This is a genomic window from Pelomonas sp. Root1237 (genome assembly GCF_001425055.1).
Lineage (GTDB): Bacteria > Pseudomonadota > Gammaproteobacteria > Burkholderiales > Burkholderiaceae_C > Pelomonas.
Window position 1 is genome coordinate 80300 of sequence record NZ_LMDK01000017.1, and the last position, 22989, is coordinate 103288.

A 22989-nucleotide genomic window follows, 5' to 3' on the forward strand; every position below is an offset into this window, starting at 1 on the left:
CCATGTTCAACTGGATCGTCCACACCAGCCTGCGCAACCGGCTCTTCGTTCTGGCCATTGCCGCACTGCTGATGGCCTACGGCGGCTTCACCGCCTGGCGCACGCCGGTCGATGTTTTTCCCGACCTGAACAAGCCCCTGGTGACTGTGCTGACCGAGGCGGGCGGCATGGCGCCTGAGGAGGTGGAGCAGCTCGTCAGCTTCCCCATCGAGACGGCGCTGAACGGCATGCCGGGCATCACGCGGGTGCGTTCGACGTCGGGGGTGGGCCTGTCCCTCGTCTACGCCGAGTTCGACTGGGGCACCGACGTCTACCGCAACCGCCAGCAGGTGTCCGAGCGGCTCGCGCAGCTGCGCGGCCAACTGCCGGGCGACATCACCCCGACGATGGGGCCGGTCTCGTCCATCATGGGCGAGGTCATGCTGATCGCGCTGCCGCTCAGCGCCGGCCAGGCCACGCCGATGCAGGCGCGCGAGTACGCAGACTTCGTGCTGCGGCCGCGGCTGCTCGCCATCCACGGCGTGTCCCAGGTCATCCCCATCGGCGGTGAGGTGCGCACGCTGCGCGTCGAGCCCGACACGGTGCGCATGGCCCAGCTCGGCGTGTCGCTGACGCAGGTGGAGCAGGCGCTGCGCGGCTTTGCGAGCAACGCGGGTGGCGGCTTCGTCGACCTGAACAGCCGCGAGTACCTGATTCGTCACCTCGGCCGCACCCATCGCATCGAGGACCTGCAGGGCATCGCCGTCGCCTGGAAGGACGGCCGCGCCATCCTGCTGGAGCAGGTAGCCAACGCGCGCTTCGCCGCCGGCTTCAAGCGCGGCGACGCCGGCTACAAGGGCGCACCGGCCGTCATCGTCAGCGTGCAGAAGCAGCCGGACGCCGACACGGTGCAGCTGACGCGACAGATCGAGACGGCCCTGGGCGAGCTCAAGCCCGGCCTGCCCAAGGGCCTGAGCGCGCCCCAGGTGCTGTTCCGCCAGGCCGACTTCATCGAGGCCTCGATCAGCAACGTCACCGGCGCGCTGCGCGACGGCGCCATCATGGTGGCCATCGTGCTGTTCGCCTTCCTGCTGTCGGTGCGCACGACGCTGATCTCGCTGATCGCGATCCCGCTGTCGCTGGCAGTGACGGCACTCGTGTTCCGCCTGCTCGACCAATCCATCAACGTGATGACGCTCGGCGGCCTGGCGATCGCCATCGGCGAGCTGGTGGATGACGCGGTGGTCGATGTCGAGAACATCCAGCGCCGCCTGCGCGAGAACCGGGCGCTGGCCCACCCGAAGCCGGTGCTGGAGGTCGTGCGGGCCGCCAGCGTCGAAGTGCGCACCGGCATCGTCTACGCGACGCTGATCGTCGTGCTCGTCTTCGTGCCGCTGTTCGCGCTGCCGGGCATCGAGGGGCGGTTGTTCACGCCGCTGGGCATTGCCTACATCGTGTCCATCCTCGCTTCGATGCTCGTGTCCATGACGGTCACGCCGGTGCTGAGCGCCTTCCTGCTGCCCCGCATGAAACGGCTGGCGCACGGCGACAGCCCGCTGGTCGCGCGGCTCAAGCGCTGGGACGAGCGCGTGCTGACGTGGTCCTTCCCGCGCGCGCAGCTGCTGATCGTCTCGGCGGCAATCGCCGTGGCTGCCGCCGCGGCCAGCGTGCCGTTCTTTCCGCGCGCCTTCCTGCCGGCCTTCAACGAGGGCTCCCTGGTGTTGTCGTTGATGTTCAACCCCGGCACGTCGCTGGCCGAGGCCAACCGCATGGGCGCGCTGGCCGAGAGGCTGATCGGCCAGGTGCCCGAGGTGACCCAGGTCGGCCGCCGCACCGGACGCGCCGAACTGGACGAGCATGCCGAGGGCGTGCACTCGTCCGAGATCGACGTGGATCTGCGGCGCGGCGGCAAGCCCGTCGACCGCGAGGCGGTGATGGCCAGCATGCGCGCCCAGCTCGCGTCGCTGCCCGCCCAGGTCGCCATCGGCCAACCCATCTCGCACCGGCTGGACCATCTGCTGTCGGGCGTACGGGCGCAGGTCGCCGTGAAGATCTATGGCGACGACACCGACACGCTGCGCGGCCTGGCCGAGCAGATGCGGGCGGGGCTGAGCAGCGTGCCGGGTCTGGTGGACCTCACCGTCGAGAAGCAGGTGCTGATCCCGCAGATTGCCGTGCGGCTGGATCAGCGCAAGGTCGCCCAGGCCGGGCTGTCGCCGGGCGAAGCCGTGCGCGTACTGCAAGCCCTGACGGACGGTGCCCACGGAGCGCAGATCGTCGACGGCCAGCGCCGCTATGACCTGGTGCTGCGCCTGCCCGACGACCAGCGCGGCCCGCAGGACCTGGCGCGCACGCTGATCGACACACCGGCCGGGCGGTTGCCGCTGTCCAGCATCGCCACCGTGGAAGAGTCCGACGGACCCAACCAGATCGGCCGCGAGAACGGCCGCCGGCGCATCGTCGTCTACGCCAACACGGACGGCCGCGACATGGGCCGCGTCATCGGCGACATCCGCCAGGTCATCGCCAAGACGGCGCTGCCCACCGGCGCCTTTGTCAGCCTGGAGGGCCAGTTCCAGGCCCAGGAGCAGGCCACGCGGCTCATCGTCGGCCTGTCGTTGATCTCGCTGGCGATGATGTTCCTGGTGCTCTACACGCGCTACCGCTCGGCGGTGCTGGCCGGCGTCATCATGGCCAACATCCCGCTGGCGCTGATCGGCGCCGTCATCGCGATGTGGCTGGCGGGCGTGACGTTGTCGGTGGCAACCATGGTGGGCTTCATCACGCTGGCCGGCATTGCCACGCGCAACGGCATCCTCAAGGTCAGCCACTACATCAACCTGTGCCGCTTCGAGGGAGAGCGCTTCGGCCAGCCCATGATCGTGCGCGGCTCGCTGGAGCGGCTGACGCCGGTGCTGATGACGGCCCTCGTCGCGGCCTTCGCGCTGACCCCGCTGCTGCTGGCCGGCGACGAGCCGGGCAAGGAGATCCTGCACCCGGTGGCCGTCGTCATCTTCGGTGGCCTGGTCAGCTCGACGCTGCTGGACACGGTGCTGACGCCGGTCGTCTTCTGGCTGGTGGGTGAGCGCCCCTTGATGCGGCTGTTGCGGGATGAAGAGCCCTCGGCGGGCGCGCAGGAGGCTTTCTAGACGTTGATCGAGGCCATGCGGCGCCGCACACCCCAAAGCGCCGCACGCCATCAAGTAACGTGCCGTCATGACGAAACGACTGATTGCTCTGGGCGTCCTGCTCGCCACTGGCATGCCACTCTGGGCGGCCGATGCGGCCCGCGACAACGGGACGCTGGCGACCAAGGCCGAAGCCGTGTTCGGCAAGCAGGCCGGCCAGAGCTTCGATGCCCAGGCGGTCAAGCCGAGTGCCGCGGCGCCGCGCACGGAGACCGTGACGGTGACGCTGGCCCCGGGCAAGGGTGCCGAGGTCCAGGCCGAACTCGACGCCGGCCAGGGCATGGTCTTCCACTGGTCCGCCAGTGGCGACGTGGCCGTGGACCTGCATGGCGAGCGGGCCGGCTCGAAGGACGAGTACACCAGCTACGACATCGAAGCCGGCCAGCGCCAGGGCGCCGGCACCTTCGTGGCGCCGTTCGCAGGCACCCATGGCTGGTTCTGGAAGAACCGCAGCCAGCAGCCGGTCACGGTGACCCTCACGATCACGGGCTTTCACAAGCGCCTGGTCCGGCACGGCGGCCAGCCCTGAGAGCGACGCCGGACATGCCCCTTCACCTGAACTTCCCTGCGCTGCGCGGCGGCCTGCTGGCCCTGCTGGCAGCCGCGCTGTTCGGCGTCAGCACGCCCCTCGTGCAGAAGCTCGGCCAAGGACTGGGGCCGTTCACGACCGCGGCGTTGCTGTATGCCGGCGCTGGTCTCGTCGGCGCACTGCTGCGCCAGAAGGCGGAGAAGGAGGCGCGCGTGCTCCGCTCGGACGTGCCGCGCCTGCTGGCCGTCGCCCTCTTCGGCGCGGTGATCGGCCCGGTGGCGCTGGCGTGGGGATTGCAGCGCACCAGCGGCACCGGCGCGTCACTGATGCTGACACTGGAGGCCCTCTTCACGGCCGTGCTGGCCTGGAGGCTCTATGGCGAGACCATGGACCGGCGCGTCTGGGCGGCGATGCTGTTGCTGCTCGCGGGCGGCGTGCTGCTCATCCTGGACCAGGGCCTGGCGTCAAGTGGCCAATGGGTCGGGCTGCTTGCCGTGCTCGCGGCGACGGCCGCTTGGGGCACGGACAACACCTTGTCGCGCGCGCTGGCTGAACGTGATCCCGGCCAGGTCGTGCTCGCCAAGGCTGCGCTGGGCGCCGCGGCAACGACGGTGCTGGCCTTCGTCGCGGGCGAGGCGATGCCCAGCCTTGGCGCAGCAGCAGGGTTGATGGGCATTGGCGCGACCGGTTATGGCCTGAGCCTGCGCTTTTACCTGCTGGCCCAGCGCGAGTTCGGTGCGGCGCGCACGGGCTCGGTGTTCGCTTTCGCGCCCTTCATCGGCGCCGCGCTGGCCTTCGGGTTGGGAGACCGCTCAGCCGGCTGGGGCATGGCCGCCGGGGGCCTGCTGATGCTGCTGGGTGTGGCGCTGCACCTGGCCGAGTCGCACGACCATGAGCATGAGCACGAGGAGCTGCAGCACGAGCACGCGCATCGGCATGACGACGGGCACCACGACCATCACCACGATCCGATGCCCGCGGGCGCACACAGCCATCGGCACCGGCACGATCCCAAGCGCCACAGCCATGCGCATGTGCCGGACGCCCATCACGGGCATGACCACTGAAGTCAACGCCCCAGGCGCGCCTTGACTGCCGCCACGAGCGGCGCGACGGCCGACGGTGGAAACGGCGACACGCTGCTGACGTTGATCTCGCAGAGCACGTAGCTGCCCGGTTGCTCACCGAACAGGAAATCGCAATCCCACAACATGGGCAGCTGGTCCCGGCTCAGGCCGACGCGCTCGCGCAGCAGGTCTATCCATCCTGACTCCAGGTGCTGCCGCAGCGCCTGGAACTGCGGCAGGTCCGCCGGGTGATAAAGCCGCGGGCTGGTGGCAGGTGGCGGCCCACCGTCCTTCGCGGGATGGAGCGCATTGACCGCCTGGTGCCCGAAACCGGCAACGCGGTCCTCGACGAGGTAGGCCCTCACCATGCCGTCGACGAGACGCGGCTGCCAGGCTTGGTCGATCATGTGGCCGCCGTTCTCCGGCTCGAAATAAGGCGCCAGCCGCTGCTGCAGCTCGTGCAGGCTGAGCAATTCCTCCTCGCTGCCCCGTTGCGCGTGGCGCACCTTCAAAAGCGCGGAGCCGGCGGCCTCGACACGCCAGACGCCATTGCCACTTTGCCCGCGGTGCTGCTTGAGCACACGCGCCCCGATGGTCAGCCGCTGCGGCAACTCGTCGACCAGTTGCGCCAGGCTGTCGACGCGGACCGCATCGCTGCCGAAGGGCAGGTCGCGGACGTCGACAAGAACGTCCTTGGTGCCGAGCTTGAGCAGGGTGTCGGGATGCGTGCTGACGAAGACGCCGCCCGCGGCCAGCTCGCGCAGCATTGCATCGAGCCGGTCACGGCGGCGGCCCGCCTCGATGGGGTTGCACCAGACCAGCAGGCCATCCACTCGCTTCAGCTGGGTAGCGACTTCATCGGCGAAGTCGTCGTGATAGACGGCCGGCTCGGCCGCAATGCCGGCGGCGGCAAAGGCCTCGAACAGCGCGGCAAAGCGACTCTCGTCCGGGTCATTGCGGTCGCGGGCCGCACGGTCTCCTGGATAGAGCAACGCCAGCGTGGGTGGGTGGTCAGCAGCCATGCGCGGACGGGCCGTTCAGGCTGGCTGGGTCAAGAGGAAGGTCCTGGGGGATGGCGTTCATGGCTTGTCCTCGGCGTTCTGAAAGGCAGTCAGCAGGCCCTCGAAGACCCCGGCGCTGACTTGCATCAACTGGTCGTCATCGGTGATGGCCTCGCGCATGCCGGCCAGCACGCGCTCGACGCCCGCGGCCTCCGGCGGCTGCACGCCGCCGATGTCCAGGCTGTGCACCAGCAGGCCCAGGCGCAGCAACGCAGGCGTCTCCAGGCCGAAGCTGGCGAGCAGCGTCTCGAAGGTCACGCGCGCGCCGACGTGGGTGAAGGTCGCGCCGTCGAAGTCGAAGCCGAGCGCCCTCTTCGGGCAGTCGGCCGGCGACTTGAGCCACAGGATGCGGGCTTCGGGATCGATGAAGCGGCGGATCAGCCAGGCGCAGGCCATCCGGTCCACCCACGGCCGGGCGCGCGTGGCCCAGATCCGCCCCTGGTAGTCGGCCCGATCCAGTGGCGTGATGGTTCGCACGGCGGGTTGAGGCTCATCCGGCGACAGCAGCCGGCTGGCCTGGTCCTCGAATTCTTCCAGTGCTTCGCGGGCCTGGCGTTGGGCCTCACCGGGAAAGAAGTCGATGGCGACGAACTGGTCGAAGGCCTTGCGCAGCTTGCGAGCCAGCTTGACCGACTCCATCGCCTGCTCGGCGCTGAGCCGCTTGCGACCGTCGGCGATATCGCCCAGCAGGGCCGCGAACTCGGCGCTGCGGTTGAACAGCGCAGGGAAATTTGCGTCGCCAGACTCCGTGCCCAGCAGATGAGCCGTACCGTCGTTCTGGCGCAGGTCGTCGGCAATGCTGCCCAGCGCCGCCTCATGCGCCTCGGAGTGCGGCAGCAGGTAGACGCCGTCGCGCAGCACCGCCGCGCCGCAGCCCTTGAGCGCCCGCCAGACGCGCATGCGGGCGGCGGTGTTCTCAGTCGGCAGCGAGAGGATGAGGAGCAGCCACTTCATTTGGTTTAATATATAACATCATGTCTCAACTGCAACATTGCCCGCTCTTGCTGAGTTCTGAATTCCCCGCACTCAGGTCCGTAGGGCTGGTCTGGCTAATGGTTCACGCAGAACTGGGAACGCGACGAGGTCGGCAACGGCGACATGGGGACGGTCCGTGAGCCAATAGCGTCTTTCCAGGAAAGCTCGTCGGTCAGCTTATCGAGTCCGTTGCCTTGCGCAGGATGTCGTCGGTACGCATGCTGTTGTAGTCCGCCGCCCGCGCATCGCGCACGGTTCCGTCGGGCACGATCTGCAGTTTCCCAGTGGTCGCCGGATCACCAATCCTTGGCGCAGCAGGACGTCACCTGATTGGCGGTGAATCGCGCCCAGCCCAAGCCGACAGTGGCTAAGAGCATCGCGCCAAGAGCCGGGGCCGAAAACCTCGGCCGTTCGGCCGATGACCACTCAATTGGGGAACGGCGCCGGGCTCGCCAGGTAGTCCTTGAACAGGCGCGCGAACTGCCCGTCATCGGTCGTGATGGTCGCCGACGTACTTCCGCCCGGACTGAAGACGATCGCAAACACACCGATCGCCGTGTATTGCGCCGCATGCGTGAGCATGTAGTGCACATGGTTGTCGCGGTAGTGGCCTGGTGTGCCGCCAGGGGCGGCCGAGGGTACGCCCATCGGCGTCTGCCAAAACAGAATGGGCAAATTGCCGAGGATGCTGCGCGTGGCGCTCCACTTGGCCAGCTCCTGGCTGTAGTTGGGTGTGGTGATGTTGTTCTCGTCCAGGTAGAACGGTCCATTGCCGCGTCCCGCACATTCAGCCACCGGCGATGCGACTTCAAAGCAACCAGCATCCCGATCGCTCGTCTGCGCCACGATGAAGTCAGCCTTGTCTGCACCGACTTTCAGCATGAAGTTGCCGACGCTTGTGGCATCGCCTCCCCAAAAGGATGGCGGGAAGCCGAACTTTGCATTTGGCGCGTAGGTGCGACCGAGGGCCAACAGGCACCCGGCGACGCCTACTGTGGTGTCCGGCTGGCCGGCGCATTCGGCGACAAAGCTAACGCGCGCCGGCACCTTCGTCGGATCGCCGCCTGACTTGGCCTGCACGAAGCCCCAGAAGTCAGGCTCGAGGTTGACCAGGGCGGGCTGGCCAGTGGCGGCGATCTTCTGGTACATCAGTTTTACTTGTGACCAGTATTTCGTCATGAACGCCGCGTCATTGACCGGGATCATGTCGGCTTCACCATCGGCGGCCATTTGGAACAGCGTGAACAACGGCACGGCCCCGATCGCCCTGTCGGCGGCTGAGACGTAAGTCACATAGGCACCGTCCGGACTGTTCCAGTAGGGCCATGAGCCCGGGCCGGTCCCTACGAGGTAGGTGTCGATGATGTCTGGCTGAATGTGCTGACTCGTCATGTCCGAGATCGAATTGCCACCGAGCCCCACGAGAAGCCGACTCGGCATGCCAAGCGCCGCATTGATCGAAGGAGGCGGGGCAGGGGCAGGGGCCGGTGCCGGTGCCGGTGCCGGTGCCGGTGCCGGTGCCGGTGCCGGTGCCGGTGCCGGTGCCGGTGCCGGTGCCGGTGCCGGTGCCGGTGCCGGTGCAGGTGCAGGTGCAGGTGCAGGTGCAGGTGCAGGTGCAGGTGCAGGTGCAGGTGCAGGTGCAGGTGCAGGTGCAGGTGCAGGTGCAGGTGCGGGTGCGGGTGCGCCGGTGCCAGACGCATCCCCGGATGAGCCTCCGCCGCCGCAAGCGGCGAGCCAGGAGCTCAACAGGCCGATCGCGATGAGCCGCATGCGATTCGGGCTGCGAGGGGTCAGCGATGCCTTTGTCGGCGATCGGACAACGCAGGGCCCGGCGATTCTTTTGGTCATCGGTGACATTCCTCGGCTTTGTAGGCTGCTCGCTGTGGGCAAGCAGGTGTCCACGAAACGCGCAAATTGGTCTGACAGGAATTCAATCACACCGAATGCGGTCCGACCAGATAACTATTTAACGGTGAACCGACAAGGGGTGTTGGGTCCCGTTTAGCGCCGTAGGCCCCGGTCTTGGATGGGAGGCAGTTGGCGCGCTCCAGCTCATGCAGGTCTGACGCGGCGTTTCATTCAGTTCTGTATTCGACCAAAAGCTCGTCGCTCAGTTCTGAATTTCTAGCTAGCCTGGCGGGCCATGACGGCGTTTGCTCCGTTGGCTTGGGAGTCAAGACGGCCGCATGCAGCGCCACCGCCCCTCGCCCCGCTGGCGCGTGGCGGCGGCCACCGACTCGGGTCGCACGCCTGGCACATGCAATGCGATGACGCGGGCAAAAGGCGTTTTCTGCGGCCATTCGACGAGCACCACAACTGGTCTGCCATCGTGGCAGTGGAACTCCCATTCGGTTTCCACGTCGCCGGCAAAGTGGTTGATCAGCCGGCGGTAGAAGACGTCGGTGACTCCTGCCAGCGCACCTCTTCGACGGAGCCCTTGTAGGCCGAATAACGAAAGCCTACCGTGTCGAAGCTCAGCGACTCGTAGTTGACCGGCTTGCGCAGATCGAAGAACAGGAAAGGCAGTAGTACGCCAACCCCGGCGGTCCAGATGGCGCCCAAGTACTTCGGCGCCGCAAGCGAGGCCACAAGGCACACGGCGGACACAGCCCAGGGCAGCCAGTCAGACGTGTCTTTCAATTTCGGACGCGCCACGACGACGCCACGCGCCTCACTGCGCCGCGCAAAGCTTGCGCGCCACTACCTCAAGCTCTGGCGGCAGCGTGTCGGCCAGCGCGCTTTCGGAGGTAATGACCGCAATGACCACCGCCGCGCCCTGGCCTTCTCGCGCCGCGCGGCCGGCGCCGGTGGATGCGAGGGCCACTTGTCGGCTGCAAGACAGGGTGGTCTCCACCTCGGTGGACTGGGCCGCGTGGCTGGCGGGCGGGTGGGCGTCGGCAGGCGGGGATTGCATTAGCCAGCGCAGCGAGAGGAGATCGCCATCGCGACGGGTGTGGGTCGGGTCGTGGCGCAACGTCTGCGAGCCGGTCACGAGGGGCTGACGGGGCCAGTCACGGGTGGGAGCGTCCAGCAGCGGCTGGTCGGCACAGGCCAGCGCGAGCATGCCTTCGGCGCGCGTGCCGGCCGGAACAGCCTTCCACGGGTCGGGCGCGGGCATGCGTGTGACGCGCGACGCGCCTTGGGCGAAGGCCGCGTCATGCGTCTGGCGCGACAGCAGGTGCAGGCGGCGGCCTGAGCAGTCGAACTCCTGCACGGAGGAGCTTGAGCGGTACTTCGCCCCACCCTGTTCAGCGCGCGGCTGGTCGAAGTTGGCCATCACCCGTACCCGCCCGAGATCGCCCTGCCGCTCGCGCGAGGCCAAGTCCACGAACATCTCGCCAGCCGCGGTGGGCCCCACGTAGCTCCAGTCAGCGTGGGCAGGCATGACCAGGCACAAGAGCAGGCCTGAAGAGACGGTGCCGCGGCGCATTCGATCCCTCCCGAAATTGACGTTTTGCGGAAATTCTGGCAGCGCCCATAGAAACGATGGCTTCAGGCCAGAAGCACCTTAGCCGGCTAGCTTTGCGTTGCCCAGCGGCTGCAGATCTCATAGTTGCGTTCGGCGTCGCCGTCACTCCCCCACGCATCCAATTCCGGCTTGTCGATAGTCTTCAACGCCGCGGCGGCCACCTCACGATCCTTGACCATGCAGGCCAATACTGCGCTCCGGTTGCGCCAATAGTTGCCCGGGTACACCGCAACCAGCCGCTCCAGGCCTTGGCGCATCAATGACCAACGCACCTGCGTTTTATCGAACAGCGATTGTCCGTAGTAGTAGACAGCCGCGTCGTTGTAGAGCCTTGCGTAGCGCATGATGGACTCGGCCTCGGGCAACGGCCGCATTGCCTCGCGCACCCAGGCTTCCAGCTGCTGCGGGGTGCCACCCCATCTCGGCATCAACCCGTCGATAGCGGCGCGGTAGATGCATTCGTCATTGGGCTCGCCTGAAAGGATGCGCCGCGCTGCTGTCAGCCGCTGGTCCACGCTGGCCTTGCGGAACATCAGTACCTCCAGCATCACCTGAGCGACATGGCTGTCCCCGGAGAGCATGGGCGCAAACTCGTTTGCGTGGGCCTGCAGTCGCCCGGCTTGGTGTTGGCAAATGCGCTGCCAGACTGGAACCAGGCCAGGTCTATCAGCGCGCGCAGGTGAGCGGCATGCGCCAGCGCTAGTTCCGGTCTGCTCTTCGCCCAGGCAAGCGTGCCAGCCACGCGGGCTTCGTGATACGCCAGCGACTGCTCGACGTCGCCGCCGCCTAGTCCATGGCGAAAACTGCACAAGGCTAGCGCGCCGTCGCGGGACCACTGCGGGGCAGCGCGCACCGCGACGTCAAGCCGCGTCAGCTCGTCCCAGTCGGCCCAGTCGGCCCAGTACATCGCACTGGCCGCTTGGTAGTGGATCATGTCACCCAGGCCGCCAGCCACTTGTGCATGGCTCAACGCCTGCGCGAAGAGCAGTGCGATAGCCAGCAGCGCTTGCCCGAGTCCCATCACAAGTCCCACTCAAATTCGCGTTCGAACAAACGCATACCCTGTTTCGGCGCCCATTCCATCCAGTCCATCTCTTGCGCCTTGGTCAGCGTTGCCAGGTCAAGGACTCCTTCAAACGCCAACGCACGTACCTCCCGCAAGCCCGGCACTGAAATCTCGCGCTGGACCACCGTCGGATTCACAAGCTTGCCGTCAGAGTTCAACGCGGCCCGGATGGTGATAACGCCACGGACGGTGAAAAGGCTACCCAGCTTGGGGTAGGCGTTGTCGGCGCTGGTGGGGCCAGCCGCAACCAGGCGGTTGATCCCCAGCACGTCGGCGGCCTGCATGGCCATGGCGGCGCGGAATTGCGCCGGAGTGACGCCCCCCCACTGGTGCAGGGCACAGCGCACTGCTGGTTCGGCCACCCGTGGATCCAACCGGCTGTCTCCCGAATCGCCGAGGTAGAGCTGTGCCAGCACGGGGGGAAGTGGCTTCCAGGGAGGCTGACTATCGACGCGCAGTGCCAACAGCATGTCCTCCGCGTCCAGCGGCTCGGTTTCGTCGACTTGTCTTGCCTTGCCCCAGCGCGCCAACAGGTCGCGCTCGGCTTGCACTGCGGCGCGTCGAACTTCGGGCGGCAGCCCGCGCAAACGTGCGAGGCGCATGACCAATTCGCTCGACCACCCACCCACCGGGCGGCACATGCCCGGCATCCGCAATGCTTGGCTCAGTGCGGCATCCTGCTCAGGCCCAGTACTGTCGCGCCCCCACAGCGCGAACTCGTTGGCCAACCGCGCCGTCATGCGGCGAAACCAATCCTTTTCTTCGGGCTGCTGAATTTCCTCCAGTGCCCATTGCGTCATCAGCGCCTGAACCCGCGGCAGATGCTCAGCCTGCATCGCCTGTGCAGCGGCGCGTGCTTCATCGTCGAGCGCGTCGTCGGCCCGCACAGTGAAGCGCGGCACCACGAGGTTCTTGAAGATCTGCTCGATATAGTCACGCTGCGCCTCGCTGAGGGCCGGTGCGGGGGCAGATGCAGCCGCAACTGCAGGAGTCGCCTTGGCAACGGGCGTTGGCTTCTTCTGGCCCGCCGCGAGTACCGGCGCGGCGCAAAGCAACGCCACTACGAGGCCGAGACCGGCTTCACGATTCATCTTCTAGTCTCCCTGGATGGGGCGCATTGTGACGGCCTGTCGGAAGCCGTCGCTGCACCACGGCTCGCGCGGAGTCTGAGTCCGGCGCACCAAAACTGGCTGCGAAACGTGCCACTGTCGGTTTGCACTCAACCCAAAACTGAAAACCGGCTCAGATCAACCACTTGGCTCCGGACGGCTCAGCTGGCTTTGAATCTGTGTCTCACTCAAGTCTGAACTATCGGTTTTTCGTCTCGCTCAACTTTGAACTTTGATCAGCCTCTAGGGCTGAAGGTCCTCGGAAAGAGGATGGGGGCACTGCGGTCGGCGAGCCGATAGCCCATGGCCGGCCGGTTTGAAGTGCCCTCCACATGGCCTGCCTCGACAAGAAACTGCGCCGCCAGCATGCGCGTTCTGAAGCCGCTCTTGTCCACGTCGCGATTCAGCACGATCTCGTAGATGCGCTGCAACTGCGGCAACGTGAACGGCTCAGTCAGCAGGAAGGCCGGCAGCGAGGTGTACTCCACCCGGCCGCGGAGGCGCTCGACGGCAGCTTGCAGGATGGCCGCATGGTCAAACGCTAGTCTCGGGTTGGCCAACACCTCTTCGACCTTGAACCAGGCAACGTCCGCCGCGTTGGCCCCTTTGGCAAGTTCGATGTCGCGGCTTGGGATCAGTGCGAAGTACACGTGGGTGGCTGACCATCCGCGTGGATCCCTGCTCGCTCCGCCCCAGCTCCCCAGCTGTTCGAGATAGGGGCTGCGAACGCCTGTCTTCTCGCCGAGCTTGCGTTCCGCGCAAGCCAGCAGGTCAACGTCGACGTCGACGTTGACGAATCCCCCTGGCAACGCCCAGGCGCCTGGAAACGGCTCGGCCTCTTTGTCCCCAGGGCGCTGCACGAGCAGCACCTTCAGTGCGTCGTCCGCGACGGTGAAGATGACCACGTCCACCGTCGTGAATGGCAACGGGAAACTCAGAGCGGGGGCTTTCGTTCGAGGGGGCTTGGCTGGCATACGGGCTCTTTGCTTGACGGAGCTGCTTTTGAGTTGTATTGTGCAACTTGTTTGGGTTGCACAGAACAACTTATAAAGCTCAGGGACCCCCATGAACAACACCGTCACCCTCTACCGCCCCACCTGCCCCAGCGAACTGGCGCTGGTGGAAGCCAGCGGCAATCGCCGATGGCCGCCGCGGCTGCCGGACCAGCCCATCTTCTATCCGGTGACCAATGAAGCGTACGCAGTGGAGATCGCGCGTGACTGGAACGTGGCCGCAAGCGGCTCCGGCTTCGTGACTCGCTTTGAGGTGCGTGAGGCGTTCATGCAGCGCTATACCGTCCATCAAGTGGGCGCCGCCCATCACACTGAGTGGTGGGTGCCGGCTGAGGAACTGGAAAACCTGAACGACAACATCGTCGGCGCCATCGAGGTGATCCGGCGCTTCCCCGAGAACAACAACTAGAACGGAACATGAAAATCGCAACCGCTCCCCACCTGCAACAAGCTACCGAATGGCCCGAACAAGGCGAGCACATCCTTGCCCACCATGACAACACCAGCGTTGTCGTCTATCAGGCCTATCGCCCGTCCATTGGTCGCTACGCCATCGAGCATGGGCACTTCGGTGGTCCGGACTACAGCTTCAACCGCATGAGCTGGGTGAAGCCCAACTTTCTGTGGATGATGTACCGCTGCGGCTGGGGCATGAAGGAGGGGCAAGAAGTCATCCTGGGCCTGCGCATCCGTCGGGCCTTCTTCGACAAGTTGCTCGACGCTGCGGTGTCGTCGTCCTTCGATCCGACGCGCTACGCCACCCAGCAGGATTGGCAGGACGCCGTCGCCACCTCCGAAGTGCGCCGGCAGTGGGATCCTGACCATGCGCCCAGCGGCGCCAAGCTGCCGCGTCGTGCCATCCAGCTCGGACTGCGCGGCAACCTTTTGCGTGCGTTCGCGACGACCGAACTGATGGAGGTCATCGACATGACCGACTTTGTCGCCGAACAGCGCCAGTACGCCCAGGACGACAACCCGCAACTGATAACCCCGCTTGAGCACGTGTATCAACGGCAGCACCATGACTGACATCTTGAATCTCCGCACCGTCGAAGACCTGCTGCGTGCGCTTGAAGCCGGCGCAAAGCCGAAGTACGTGCTCTTCTGGGGACACCAGCCCAACGCCGACGGTTCCATCGGCAAGGGCTGCTTCAGTCAGTGGTTCGAGGCGAGCTTCGATGCCGACGGCCAGACCTACCTGACGGCCGAACACTTCATGATGGCCGAGAAGGCCCGCCTATTCGGCGACGTGGAGACCCGCGCCAGCATCCTGGCAGCCAGAACGCCCGCAGAGGCGAAGAAGCTGGGGCGCGGCGTGAAGGGGTTCGACGATGCGCTTTGGGAGCAGGCGCGTTTTGACATCGTTGTCCGCGCCAATGAGGCCAAGTTCTCGCAGAACCAGGCATTGCGGGACTACCTGCTCACCACTGGTGACCGCGTGCTCGTCGAGGCTAGTCCCGTGGACCGCATCTGGGGGATTGGCCTGGCAGCGAACGATGAACGCGCCTTGGAGCCGCGCTCGTGGTGTGGCCTGAACCTGCTGGGCTTCGCGCTGATGGAAGTGCGCGCCCGGTTGGCATCCGACTGAATCGGACGACAACGATGGACGCCATTGATCGATACCGGGGCGCGTTGCTGGGACTGGCCTGCGGCGACGCGGTCGGCACCACCGTGGAATTCATGCCGAGGGGCAGCTTTGCACCGGTGACCGACATGCTGGGTGGCGGCCCCTTCTCGCTGGCGCCGGGCAAGTGGACCGACGACACCTCAATGGCGCTCTGCCTGGCAGAGAGTCTGATCCAGACCGGCCGCTGCGATCCGGCAGATCAGATGGCCCGCTACGCCAACTGGTACGAATGGGGCTATTGGAGTTCAACAGGCGTCTGCTTCGACATCGGGATCACGACCAAGGGCGCCATCCACCAGTTCCTGCTGACCGGCGAGGCTCTCGCGGGGTCTTCGGACCCAGAAGCTGCGGGCAACGGCTCCCTCATGCGACTGGCTCCCATTGCGCTGCGCTTCGGTCACGACGAGCAAGTGGTCCAGGACATGGCGGCGCTCAGTTCGCAGACGACCCACGCCGCCGCGGAATGTCTGGACGCCTGCCGGGTGTTTGCTGTGGCCCTGAGTCGAGCGTTGCGCGGTCTGCCGAAGACGGAAGTGCTGGATCTTGTCGGCCTGCCTATCGAAAGCACCAAGATTCGAGCGCTCGCAGCAGCCGATCACGGGTCCAAGCCGGTTGAACAAATCAGGGGCAGCGGCTATGTCGTGGACAGCCTGGAAGCCGCACTCTGGTGTTATGCCAGGCACGACAACTTCCGCGACGCCGTGCTCGAAGCCGTGAACCTTGGCGATGACGCCGACACAACCGGCGCCATCGTGGGCCAGCTCGCCGGCGCCACCTATGGTGCAGCTGGCATTCCGACGGCTTGGCTTGATCGCCTGCATCTTGCGCGAGAGATCGCGGGCTTCGCGGACTCACTGTGGCGACAGCTCTGAAGGAACCATATGCAGGGATGTTTTGTCGAGTTCAGTTCGCCGGATGAATCATCCCTGCTGCGCACTATTGCGTGCGTCAACCATGTGGCGGCGCTCAAGCGGGATGACGCGCTCGATGAGAAGCAAATGGCCCAGGAGCTCAGCGCATCGGAGCGCGCGTTCTTCTGGGAGCCGAATCCCGAAGAACTGCAGGAGTGGAACGCCTTCTGGTTTTCCACACCGCTGCCACAACGCCACTCTCCGAACATGCCAACTCCAGGCTGGAGTTTCGGGTCAATGGTGGAGTCGATCGCAAGCGCCGAATTTGACATCACGGGCGTTGCGACCGAGGGCAGCAAGTGCTATCTGACATTCGAACCTGAGAGCTATCCATTCGGCGGCGTAGGTTGCCTGGTTGCGCTGCTTGAATGCCTGGGGAACCAAGTCTCGGCCGTCAACGACGGGACAGGAGTCCTACCTCACGCCCAGAGTGTCAGATGGACGCCCAGACGGGGCAAATAGGAACCGGCGATCTCGGGTCGTGAGATGGACAAACAACGAAGCGTTGAAGAGTTGACCGATGAGCTGGATGCGCTCCAAGAAGGCGACGCTCGCGCACCCTTCCTCATTGAGCTACTTGGTCGGGCCGGACACGAGCGCCACGAGGACATTGTTTTCGAGCTGGGGCTTATCGGTTCACCAAGCGCTGTGTCAGCGATTGCGAGGGCGGCAACTAGCCCGTACCGCTACATCGAGGAATGGGGGAACCTTCACGAGTTCCAACGGAAGTGCGCATACGCGCTCGCCCGCATTGCGACCCACGAGTCCCGCGTGGCGCTCGAGCAGATGGCCGAGAGCCCCGACCCCCATCTGCACGAATACGGCCTCGAAGGGTTGGAGCACTGGCCGCTCCCGTTCAAGAGACGTTGACGCGACGGCAGCCTCCTGCCGATAAGCAGAAGCTTGCGGCTGTCGCTTCAGCCCTGTCGCCGCACCATCTCCCACGTCAGCCCAAACTTCATTAGGTACTTGCGCAGCCTGTCGGCATCGTTGATGACGGCGCGTTGCTTTCGCGACCGATCAAACAACCGGCGGCCAGCATCGGACAGGGTTTGCGCCTGCTGGCACACACGCACAACAGCTTCCAGCTGAAGGCGATCAAACAGATCCAGCTCCTCTGCCGCGCCTTCAGGCAGCATTTCGTCGAGCGGGACATCCGACTTGGACTCGTCCGCTGGCTGCCACAGCCACTGAAGGCGCTGGATTTCGGCCTCGACCAGCCCGGTTGATATCCGCCCGCCATCTGCCAACGTGGCCATCCGTGTCACGCTGGCCAGCAGGTCGCGAAAGTTGCCGCTCCAAAGTGCGCTGGCGGATTTGGCGAAGCGCAGATAGTCGGCCTTGGCCTCGGCGTTGAACCGGACCGCCCGGCCCGACTCGGCCACGTAGCGAGCAAGCAGGTGGTCGACATTGGGCTCAATGTCCTCGGGCCGCTGTGCGAGGCCCGGCAGCGTGTAGGCCCAGAGGTTGATGCGGGCGAACAGGTCTTCCCGAAACCGACCCTGCGCGACATCGATGCGCAGGTCGCGGTTGGTGCCAGCGATCAGCTGGAAGTCGCTGCTGACCTCGCGGTCGCTACCCATCGGGAAGAAGCGCTTCTCTTCCACCGCCTTGAGCAGCATGGCCTGCTCGTCGAGGCCCAGTTCACCAATCTCGTCGAGGAAGAGCACGCCCTGGTGCGCCGTGCGCAGCAAGCCTGCCCTGTCGGCCGCGGCGCCAGTGAATGCACCCTTCTTGTGGCCGAACAGCGTTGACGCCGCGCCGTCGCCACGCAGCGTGGCGCAGTTCACCTCGACGAAGTCGCCCTGAACTTGGTGGCGCGACTTCTTGAGTTCGAACATGCGCCGCGCCAGGTGCGATTTGCCTGCACCCGTCGGGCCGGTCAGCAGGACAGGCGCTTGTGAACGCACGGCCACCCGCTCGATCTCCTCGATGAGGGCATTGAAGCGCTTGTTGCGGGTGGGGATGCCGCTCTTCAGGAACTCCAGCGCCTCCGCGTGGGCCTGGCTGAAGCGCTGGGCCAGCACGTCATACCGCGAGAGGTCCAGATCGATCAGCGTGTAGCTGCCTGGGTTGTCTCTCTGCTGCTTCTTCGGCGGCGCCGTCTGCAACAGCACGCCGGGGATGAAGCGCGACTCCACCATCAGGAACATGCAGATCTGGGCGACGTGCGTGCCGGTGGTGATGTGTGCCCAGTACTGCTCGTGCGCTGGATCGAAGCGGTAGCTGCGCGCCCAGTCGTAGAGGGCCGCGTACATTTCGCCGAAGTCCCAGGGGTCCATCACCTCCATGGGCACCAGATTGACGGCCGTGTCGGGCGACACGTTGGCGATATCGCGCACCAGGACCTGGGCCAGTGCCTCGTGCCTTCTCGAATAGAGCAGCTCCAGCCGGTCGATGAGCGTGTCTTCGTGCTGCACCAACGAGATCGTCGGCCGCCACTTCTCCCAGCGGCCCGCCCCCTGCCCCGAATCCAGCTGGGTGCCCATAAATCCGATGACGACGTTCTTCTTGGTCATATCCAAATTGATACCTGACTAGCCAATAGTCTAGTTTCACAGGAATTTGCCAAGGTCTTACGGCAGTCACAAGGCACGGCATCAAAGATTTTTCCGTTTCAAATCAATTGCTTGCGAATATTCCAAGGACCGAACCGCAGACCTGGCACACCCGTTGCAATGAAGAGAGCACGAACAACAAGTTGAATGCAACGAGGAGAACCTCATGGTCAACACGCAGCTCTTCCACACGATCAAAGGCGCCCTGCTGCCCGCAGCCACGGCGCGCAACGCTCACCAAGCTCCGGCCTACGCCTTCAGCGCCAAGCATCAACTGGCGCAACTGGCGGCCACGGGCTGCCTGAGCCGGTCCTTCTACGCCAACGCCGAGGACCAACTCGACCAAGTTCTGACGCTGACCCAGAAGCTGGAACCCGCCTTCATTGCCAAGACCGCGATCTATGGTCGCCAATCGGGCCACATGAAGGACATGCCGGCTCTGCTGGCGGCCACCCTGGCCGTTCGCGACGTCGCGCTGCTGAGCCAAGTGTTCTCTCGCGTCGTCGACAACGGCAAGATGCTGCGCAACTTCGTGCAGATCCTGCGTAGCGGCTCTGTGGGTCGCAAGTCGCTGGGTTCCCGCCCGAAGAAGCTGGTGCAACACTGGCTGCTGACGGCCACCGAGAAGCAACTACTGAACGCGGCGGTAGGCAACACGCCTTCGCTGGCCGACGTGGTCAAGATGGTTCACCCCAAGCCTGCAGAGGCCTGGCGTGCGGCGTGGTTCGCATGGTTGATCGGCAAGCCGGTTGACGAAGCGGCCCTGCCACCCATCACCCAGGCGTTCGAACGCTTCAAGCGCGAAAGCGCCCAGGGCGTGGCCACCGAGGTGCCCGACGTTCCGTTCCAGATGCTGACCGCGCTGGCGCTGAACTCGGCTCAATGGGCCCAGATCGCTCGCTCGGGCTCGTGGCAGATGGTGCGTCAGAACTTGAACACCTTTGCCCGGCACGGCGTGTTCGACCTCCCCGGCATGGCCGAGGTGGTCGCCGCCAAGCTGAACGACGCACAAGCGGTGGCCAAGGCTCGAGTGATGCCGTACCAGCTGATGTCCGCCTTCATGGCGGCCGGCGAGTCGGTGCCTGCCCAGGTTCGCGATGCGCTGCAGGATGCGATGGAGCTGTCGCTGGCCAACGTGCCGGCCCTGGCAGGTCGTGTCGTGGTGTGCCCTGACGTGTCGGGTTCGATGAGCTCGTCCGTGACCGGCTACCGCGGCTCGGCAACCTCCAGCGTGCGCTGCATCGACGTGGCTGCCCTGGTGGCCGCTGCGGTGCTGCGCAAGAACCCGCAGGCCCGCGTGCTGCCGTTCGAGCAGGATGTGGTGAAGCTGTCGCTGAACGCTCGCGACTCCGTGATGACCAACGCCCAGGCGTTGGCCAAGATCGGTGGCGGCGGTACCAACTGCAGCGCGCCGCTGGCTCTGCTGAACCGGCAGGGTGCAGAGGTGGATCTGGTGATCCTGGTCTCGGACAACGAGTCCTGGGTCGACGCCAATCGGCGCGGTGCGACGCAGACCCTGCGCGAGTGGGAAGTGCTGAAGCAGCGCAACCCGAAGGCGCGCCTGGTCTGCATCGACATCCAGCCGACGGCGACCACGCAGGCCGCGGAACGGCACGACATCATGAATGTCGGCGGCTTCTCGGACGCGGTGTTCACCATGGTGGCGAACTTCGCCACCAGCAAGATGGACGCCGAGCACTGGGTCGGTGAAATCGAAAACGTGTCGTTGGCCGCGCAGTAAGGCCGCGACACATCAAGTTGGACGGTGTCCCAGGCGAATGCCTGCAGGAGTACAGCACCTTTGGCCGCGTGGGCCCGCAAGCCTGCAACGGAGAACCCGTAGGCCGCTCTTGCAACTCTCGTCGCCTGGGGCACCAACCTCACAACAGAACACGCGTCGTCGCGTGGCGAATGCAGGTGGGACTACATAGAGCGTGTCTCACCGACTGTTTGTCGCCACGCGGGGGCCATCAGTTTTTGCGCGAATGCTGGCAGGACTACATCTGGAACGCCGGGGGTTCGAATCCCCAACCGGGAAACCGGCATGGCAGTGTCTTGCCCCTCTTGTCGCGCTTTTTTGAGATGCCTTGCTGCGAATGCAGGTGGAACTACAGACTCTTAATCTCGTGGTCGCGGGTTCGAGTCCCGCCGGTCCCAAATCAGGGGGACCGTAGCTCAGTTGGTAGAGCACGACGTTTCACCAATCCTTGTCGCAGCGGGGCATCACCCGCTTTTGCGGTGAATGCAGATGGAACTACAGGTAGACGCACGCGGCGAAAGCTGCGTGCTCTGTGAGTGATCACAGAGCGCCCGGGTTCAAGTCCCGGTCCAGCAATGGATGGCGGAGCAAATGTTTCATCAAACCTAGTCACCCCTCTTCTTTGATCGACCAATCATCATGAGCCTCGCAGCAATTGACCCGCAATCCGTGGATGCCGTCATCGCCGACGCCTACAAGGTGTTCGGTCGATACCGGGCGCCCACCGTGCAGCTCGACGCATGTCCCTGCTGTATGCGCCCCACGCTGGAGGAGCAAATGCGCAAGCTGCCTTTGCGCAGGCTCACCCGAGAGCATTTCTATGAGTACAACACCGCCGCCAAAGGCGAGGTGCAGCCCGTATGGGAGGTCCTGTACTTTCTGCCGCGCCTGCTCGAGCTGATCGCTCATGGGGAAGACGTGCACCACTCCACCGAGCTCTACCTGGACCGCGTCGGCCGCTGCCCGCCTCAAACCTTCAATGAAGCTGAACGCGAAGTGCTCAATCGGTTCGCGATCAACTACTTCGCCGGCCATCTGGCATCCCGTGACCAGCGTCCGCTCGAAGACGCCTTGACCGTGCTGCTGATGTTCCATATCGGTGGGTTTGACCCGCCACCGCTACTGGACTATTGGCTGCATTGCCAGGACCCGTGGTCGACGGTGCACTATGTCGAAGCCGGTTACTGGCACTTCTGGGAGGACCGAGAGGTCACCAACGCCTTTGCGCAAGATCGCATCGAGTTTCGGCAGAGCATCCGCCAATGGATGCTGGCCCCGGCTCACCGCAACATCTTCGCTGACAAGCTGATGCGCCCCGACTTTCTGAACCTGGTTGAGAACCAGCCCGACAGTGGACGCATGCCGTTCAAGCTCCTTGTCGATGCTGTCTTCGACAACCTGATCGAGTAAAGAGAACCAAACCATGAACTACAACATCGAACAACCCGAAGGCGGCGTGCCCATCAAGATGTGGACGCAAGGCGTCCCCGTGGAGCCCGAGGCCAAGCAGCAACTCGCCAACGCCGCCAAGCTGCCCATCGTGTTCAAGCACATCGCGGCTATGCCCGACGTGCACTTGGGCATCGGCGCAACCGTCGGCTCGGTGATTCCGACGCTGAAGGCCATCATCCCGGCCGCCGTGGGGGTGGACATCGGCTGCGGCATGATGGCCGCGAAGACCACGCTGCGCGCCGAAGACCTACCGGACAACCTCGGCCCGCTGCGCTCGGCCATCGAGAAGGCTGTGCCGCACGGCTCGGCGCCCAAGCACCGCGGTCGTGACCCCGGCAGCTGGGAGAACCCGCCCGAGACGGTGGACCAGGTCTGGGCCACGCTGGTGGACGAGTTCGATGCGCTGTGCGAGCTGCACCCGCGCCTGAAGAACACCAACAACCGCAAGCACCTGGGAACGCTGGGCACCGGCAACCACTTCATCGAGGTCTGCCTCGACGAGGTCGGCTTCGTCTGGTTCATGCTGCACTCGGGCTCGCGCGGCGTGGGCAATGCCATCGGCACGCACTTCATCGAGCTGGCCAAGAAGGACGCGGAGCGAAACATGCGCAACCTGCCGGACAAGGACCTGGCCTACTTCGAGGAAGGCGCCCAGTACTTCGGCGACTACGTGCGCGGCGTGTCCTGGGCCCAGAAGTTCGCGATGAAGAACCGCGAGGTGATGATGGCCAACCTGATCGCCACCGTGCGCTCGGTCATCACGAAGCCCTTCGAGGCCCATGTCGAGGCGGTGAACTGCCACCACAACTACGTGCAGCAGGAGCGCCACTTCGGCCAGGATGTGTTCGTGACGCGCAAGGGCGCCGTGAGCGCCAAGCGCGGCGAGATGGGCATCATCCCGGGCAGCATGGGCGCGCGCAGCTACATCGTTCGCGGCCTGGGCAACCCGGAAAGCTTCGAGAGCTGCAGCCACGGCGCGGGTCGCGTCATGAGCCGCACCAAGGCCAAGAAGATGTTCACCATCGAGGACCAGGTCAAGGCAACCGAGGGCGTCGAGTGCCGCAAGGACGCCGACGTCATCGACGAGATCCCGATGGCCTACAAGGACATCGACGCGGTGATGGCTGCGCAGAGCGACCTGGTGGAAGTGGTGCACACCCTGAAGCAGGTCGTGTGCGTGAAGGGATAGATGGGTGAGGGCCTCGCGCCCTCACCCATCTCAGAAC

23 protein-coding genes are annotated in these 22989 nt (G+C 65.2%); 13 read left to right on the forward strand and 10 right to left on the reverse strand.

What is annotated here, in order from left to right; genetic code table 11:
• The first annotated feature begins 2 nt into the window (after nucleotides 1-2).
• The 3 genes from ASC91_RS18205 (at nucleotide 3) to ASC91_RS18215 (ending at nucleotide 4763) form a co-directional block, all read left to right on the forward strand.
• Nucleotides 3-3128, forward strand: a complete 3126-nt coding sequence (locus ASC91_RS18205; RefSeq protein WP_056199924.1) for an efflux RND transporter permease subunit — start codon at nucleotides 3-5, stop codon at nucleotides 3126-3128.
• A gap of 67 nt (nucleotides 3129-3195) precedes the next feature.
• Nucleotides 3196-3696, forward strand: a complete 501-nt coding sequence (locus ASC91_RS18210; protein ID WP_056199927.1) for a hypothetical protein — start codon at nucleotides 3196-3198, stop codon at nucleotides 3694-3696.
• Nucleotides 3697-3710: 14 nt separating this feature from the next.
• On the forward strand, nucleotides 3711-4763 hold the full coding sequence (locus ASC91_RS18215) for a DMT family transporter (RefSeq protein WP_056199930.1): 1053 nt from the start codon (nucleotides 3711-3713) through the stop codon (nucleotides 4761-4763).
• 2 nt (nucleotides 4764-4765) lie between these two features.
• Here the strand turns inward: ASC91_RS18215 and ASC91_RS18220 are convergent, their stop codons facing one another.
• From ASC91_RS18220 to ASC91_RS29545, 3 genes are all read right to left on the reverse strand, one after another.
• Nucleotides 4766-5785 (reverse strand): Cj0069 family protein, encoded by a 1020-nt coding sequence (locus ASC91_RS18220; protein WP_056199933.1) that lies wholly within the window; start codon nucleotides 5783-5785, stop codon nucleotides 4766-4768.
• A 57-nt stretch (nucleotides 5786-5842) separates the two neighbouring features.
• Entirely contained in the window at nucleotides 5843-6778 is a 936-nt protein-coding gene (locus ASC91_RS18225; RefSeq protein ID WP_056199936.1) for a chromate resistance protein ChrB domain-containing protein, read from the reverse strand.
• Nucleotides 6779-7225: 447 nt separating this feature from the next.
• Nucleotides 7226-8191 (reverse strand): hypothetical protein, encoded by a 966-nt coding sequence (locus tag ASC91_RS29545; RefSeq protein WP_056199939.1) that lies wholly within the window; start codon nucleotides 8189-8191, stop codon nucleotides 7226-7228.
• A gap of 95 nt (nucleotides 8192-8286) precedes the next feature.
• Between ASC91_RS29545 and ASC91_RS29840 the strand changes: the two genes are divergently transcribed.
• Nucleotides 8287-8562 (forward strand): hypothetical protein, encoded by a 276-nt coding sequence (locus tag ASC91_RS29840; RefSeq protein ID WP_056199942.1) that lies wholly within the window; start codon nucleotides 8287-8289, stop codon nucleotides 8560-8562.
• A gap of 616 nt (nucleotides 8563-9178) precedes the next feature.
• On the opposite strand, the gene ASC91_RS18240 is transcribed toward ASC91_RS29840, so the two are convergent.
• From ASC91_RS18240 to ASC91_RS18265, 6 genes are all read right to left on the reverse strand, one after another.
• Nucleotides 9179-9439: a hypothetical protein gene (locus ASC91_RS18240; RefSeq protein WP_157281787.1), complete on the reverse strand. Its 261-nt coding sequence runs from the start codon at nucleotides 9437-9439 to the stop codon at nucleotides 9179-9181.
• A 31-nt stretch (nucleotides 9440-9470) separates the two neighbouring features.
• A complete protein-coding gene (locus tag ASC91_RS18245; protein WP_157281789.1) occupies nucleotides 9471-10184 on the reverse strand; it encodes a surface-adhesin E family protein in 714 nt (237 codons plus the stop codon).
• 131 nt (nucleotides 10185-10315) lie between these two features.
• Nucleotides 10316-10849 carry a hypothetical protein gene (locus ASC91_RS18250; protein WP_162247816.1) on the reverse strand — a complete coding sequence of 178 codons (534 nt, stop codon included), beginning with the start codon at nucleotides 10847-10849 and terminating at the stop codon, nucleotides 10316-10318.
• The gene (locus ASC91_RS18255; protein ID WP_056199952.1) at nucleotides 10816-11289 is read right to left on the reverse strand and encodes a hypothetical protein; all 474 of its coding nucleotides are present in this window, start codon (nucleotides 11287-11289) and stop codon (nucleotides 10816-10818) included. The genes ASC91_RS18250 and ASC91_RS18255 overlap by 34 nt, the downstream gene beginning before the upstream one ends.
• Entirely contained in the window at nucleotides 11289-12425 is a 1137-nt protein-coding gene (locus tag ASC91_RS18260; protein ID WP_056199955.1) for a hypothetical protein, read from the reverse strand. The genes ASC91_RS18255 and ASC91_RS18260 overlap by 1 nt, the downstream gene beginning before the upstream one ends.
• Nucleotides 12426-12679: 254 nt before the next feature.
• Nucleotides 12680-13417, reverse strand: a complete 738-nt coding sequence (locus ASC91_RS18265; protein ID WP_056199958.1) for an NUDIX domain-containing protein — start codon at nucleotides 13415-13417, stop codon at nucleotides 12680-12682.
• A gap of 91 nt (nucleotides 13418-13508) precedes the next feature.
• Between ASC91_RS18265 and ASC91_RS18270 the strand changes: the two genes are divergently transcribed.
• Genes ASC91_RS18270 through ASC91_RS18295 form a run of 6 tightly spaced genes read left to right on the forward strand, consistent with a single transcriptional unit; the run spans nucleotide 13509 to nucleotide 16864 of the window.
• A complete protein-coding gene (locus tag ASC91_RS18270) occupies nucleotides 13509-13865 on the forward strand; it encodes a hypothetical protein (protein WP_056199960.1) in 357 nt (118 codons plus the stop codon).
• 8 nt (nucleotides 13866-13873) lie between these two features.
• Nucleotides 13874-14485, forward strand: coding sequence for a DUF4291 domain-containing protein (locus tag ASC91_RS18275; RefSeq protein ID WP_056199963.1), 612 nt, complete (start codon nucleotides 13874-13876; stop codon nucleotides 14483-14485).
• Nucleotides 14478-15044 (forward strand): NADAR family protein, encoded by a 567-nt coding sequence (locus tag ASC91_RS18280; RefSeq protein ID WP_056199966.1) that lies wholly within the window; start codon nucleotides 14478-14480, stop codon nucleotides 15042-15044. The genes ASC91_RS18275 and ASC91_RS18280 overlap by 8 nt, the downstream gene beginning before the upstream one ends.
• A 14-nt stretch (nucleotides 15045-15058) precedes the next feature.
• Nucleotides 15059-15955, forward strand: coding sequence for an ADP-ribosylglycohydrolase family protein (locus tag ASC91_RS18285; RefSeq protein ID WP_056199969.1), 897 nt, complete (start codon nucleotides 15059-15061; stop codon nucleotides 15953-15955).
• Nucleotides 15956-15964: 9 nt separating this feature from the next.
• Nucleotides 15965-16456 (forward strand): hypothetical protein, encoded by a 492-nt coding sequence (locus ASC91_RS18290; protein WP_056199972.1) that lies wholly within the window; start codon nucleotides 15965-15967, stop codon nucleotides 16454-16456.
• 24 nt (nucleotides 16457-16480) lie between these two features.
• On the forward strand, nucleotides 16481-16864 hold the full coding sequence (locus ASC91_RS18295; RefSeq protein WP_157281793.1) for a hypothetical protein: 384 nt from the start codon (nucleotides 16481-16483) through the stop codon (nucleotides 16862-16864).
• Nucleotides 16865-16911: 47 nt separating this feature from the next.
• Here the strand turns inward: ASC91_RS18295 and rtcR are convergent, their stop codons facing one another.
• The gene (gene rtcR / locus ASC91_RS18300) at nucleotides 16912-18513 is read right to left on the reverse strand and encodes an RNA repair transcriptional activator RtcR (protein WP_056199978.1); all 1602 of its coding nucleotides are present in this window, start codon (nucleotides 18511-18513) and stop codon (nucleotides 16912-16914) included.
• A 205-nt stretch (nucleotides 18514-18718) separates the two neighbouring features.
• On the opposite strand from rtcR, the gene ASC91_RS18305 reads away from it, so the two are divergent.
• From ASC91_RS18305 to ASC91_RS18315, 3 genes are all read left to right on the forward strand, one after another.
• Nucleotides 18719-20293 (forward strand): TROVE domain-containing protein, encoded by a 1575-nt coding sequence (locus ASC91_RS18305; protein WP_056199981.1) that lies wholly within the window; start codon nucleotides 18719-18721, stop codon nucleotides 20291-20293.
• A 657-nt stretch (nucleotides 20294-20950) separates the two neighbouring features.
• On the forward strand, nucleotides 20951-21721 hold the full coding sequence (locus tag ASC91_RS18310; RefSeq protein ID WP_056199984.1) for a hypothetical protein: 771 nt from the start codon (nucleotides 20951-20953) through the stop codon (nucleotides 21719-21721).
• A gap of 13 nt (nucleotides 21722-21734) precedes the next feature.
• Entirely contained in the window at nucleotides 21735-22952 is a 1218-nt protein-coding gene (locus ASC91_RS18315) for an RtcB family protein (protein ID WP_056199986.1), read from the forward strand.
• Nucleotides 22953-22989 lie beyond the last annotated feature (37 nt).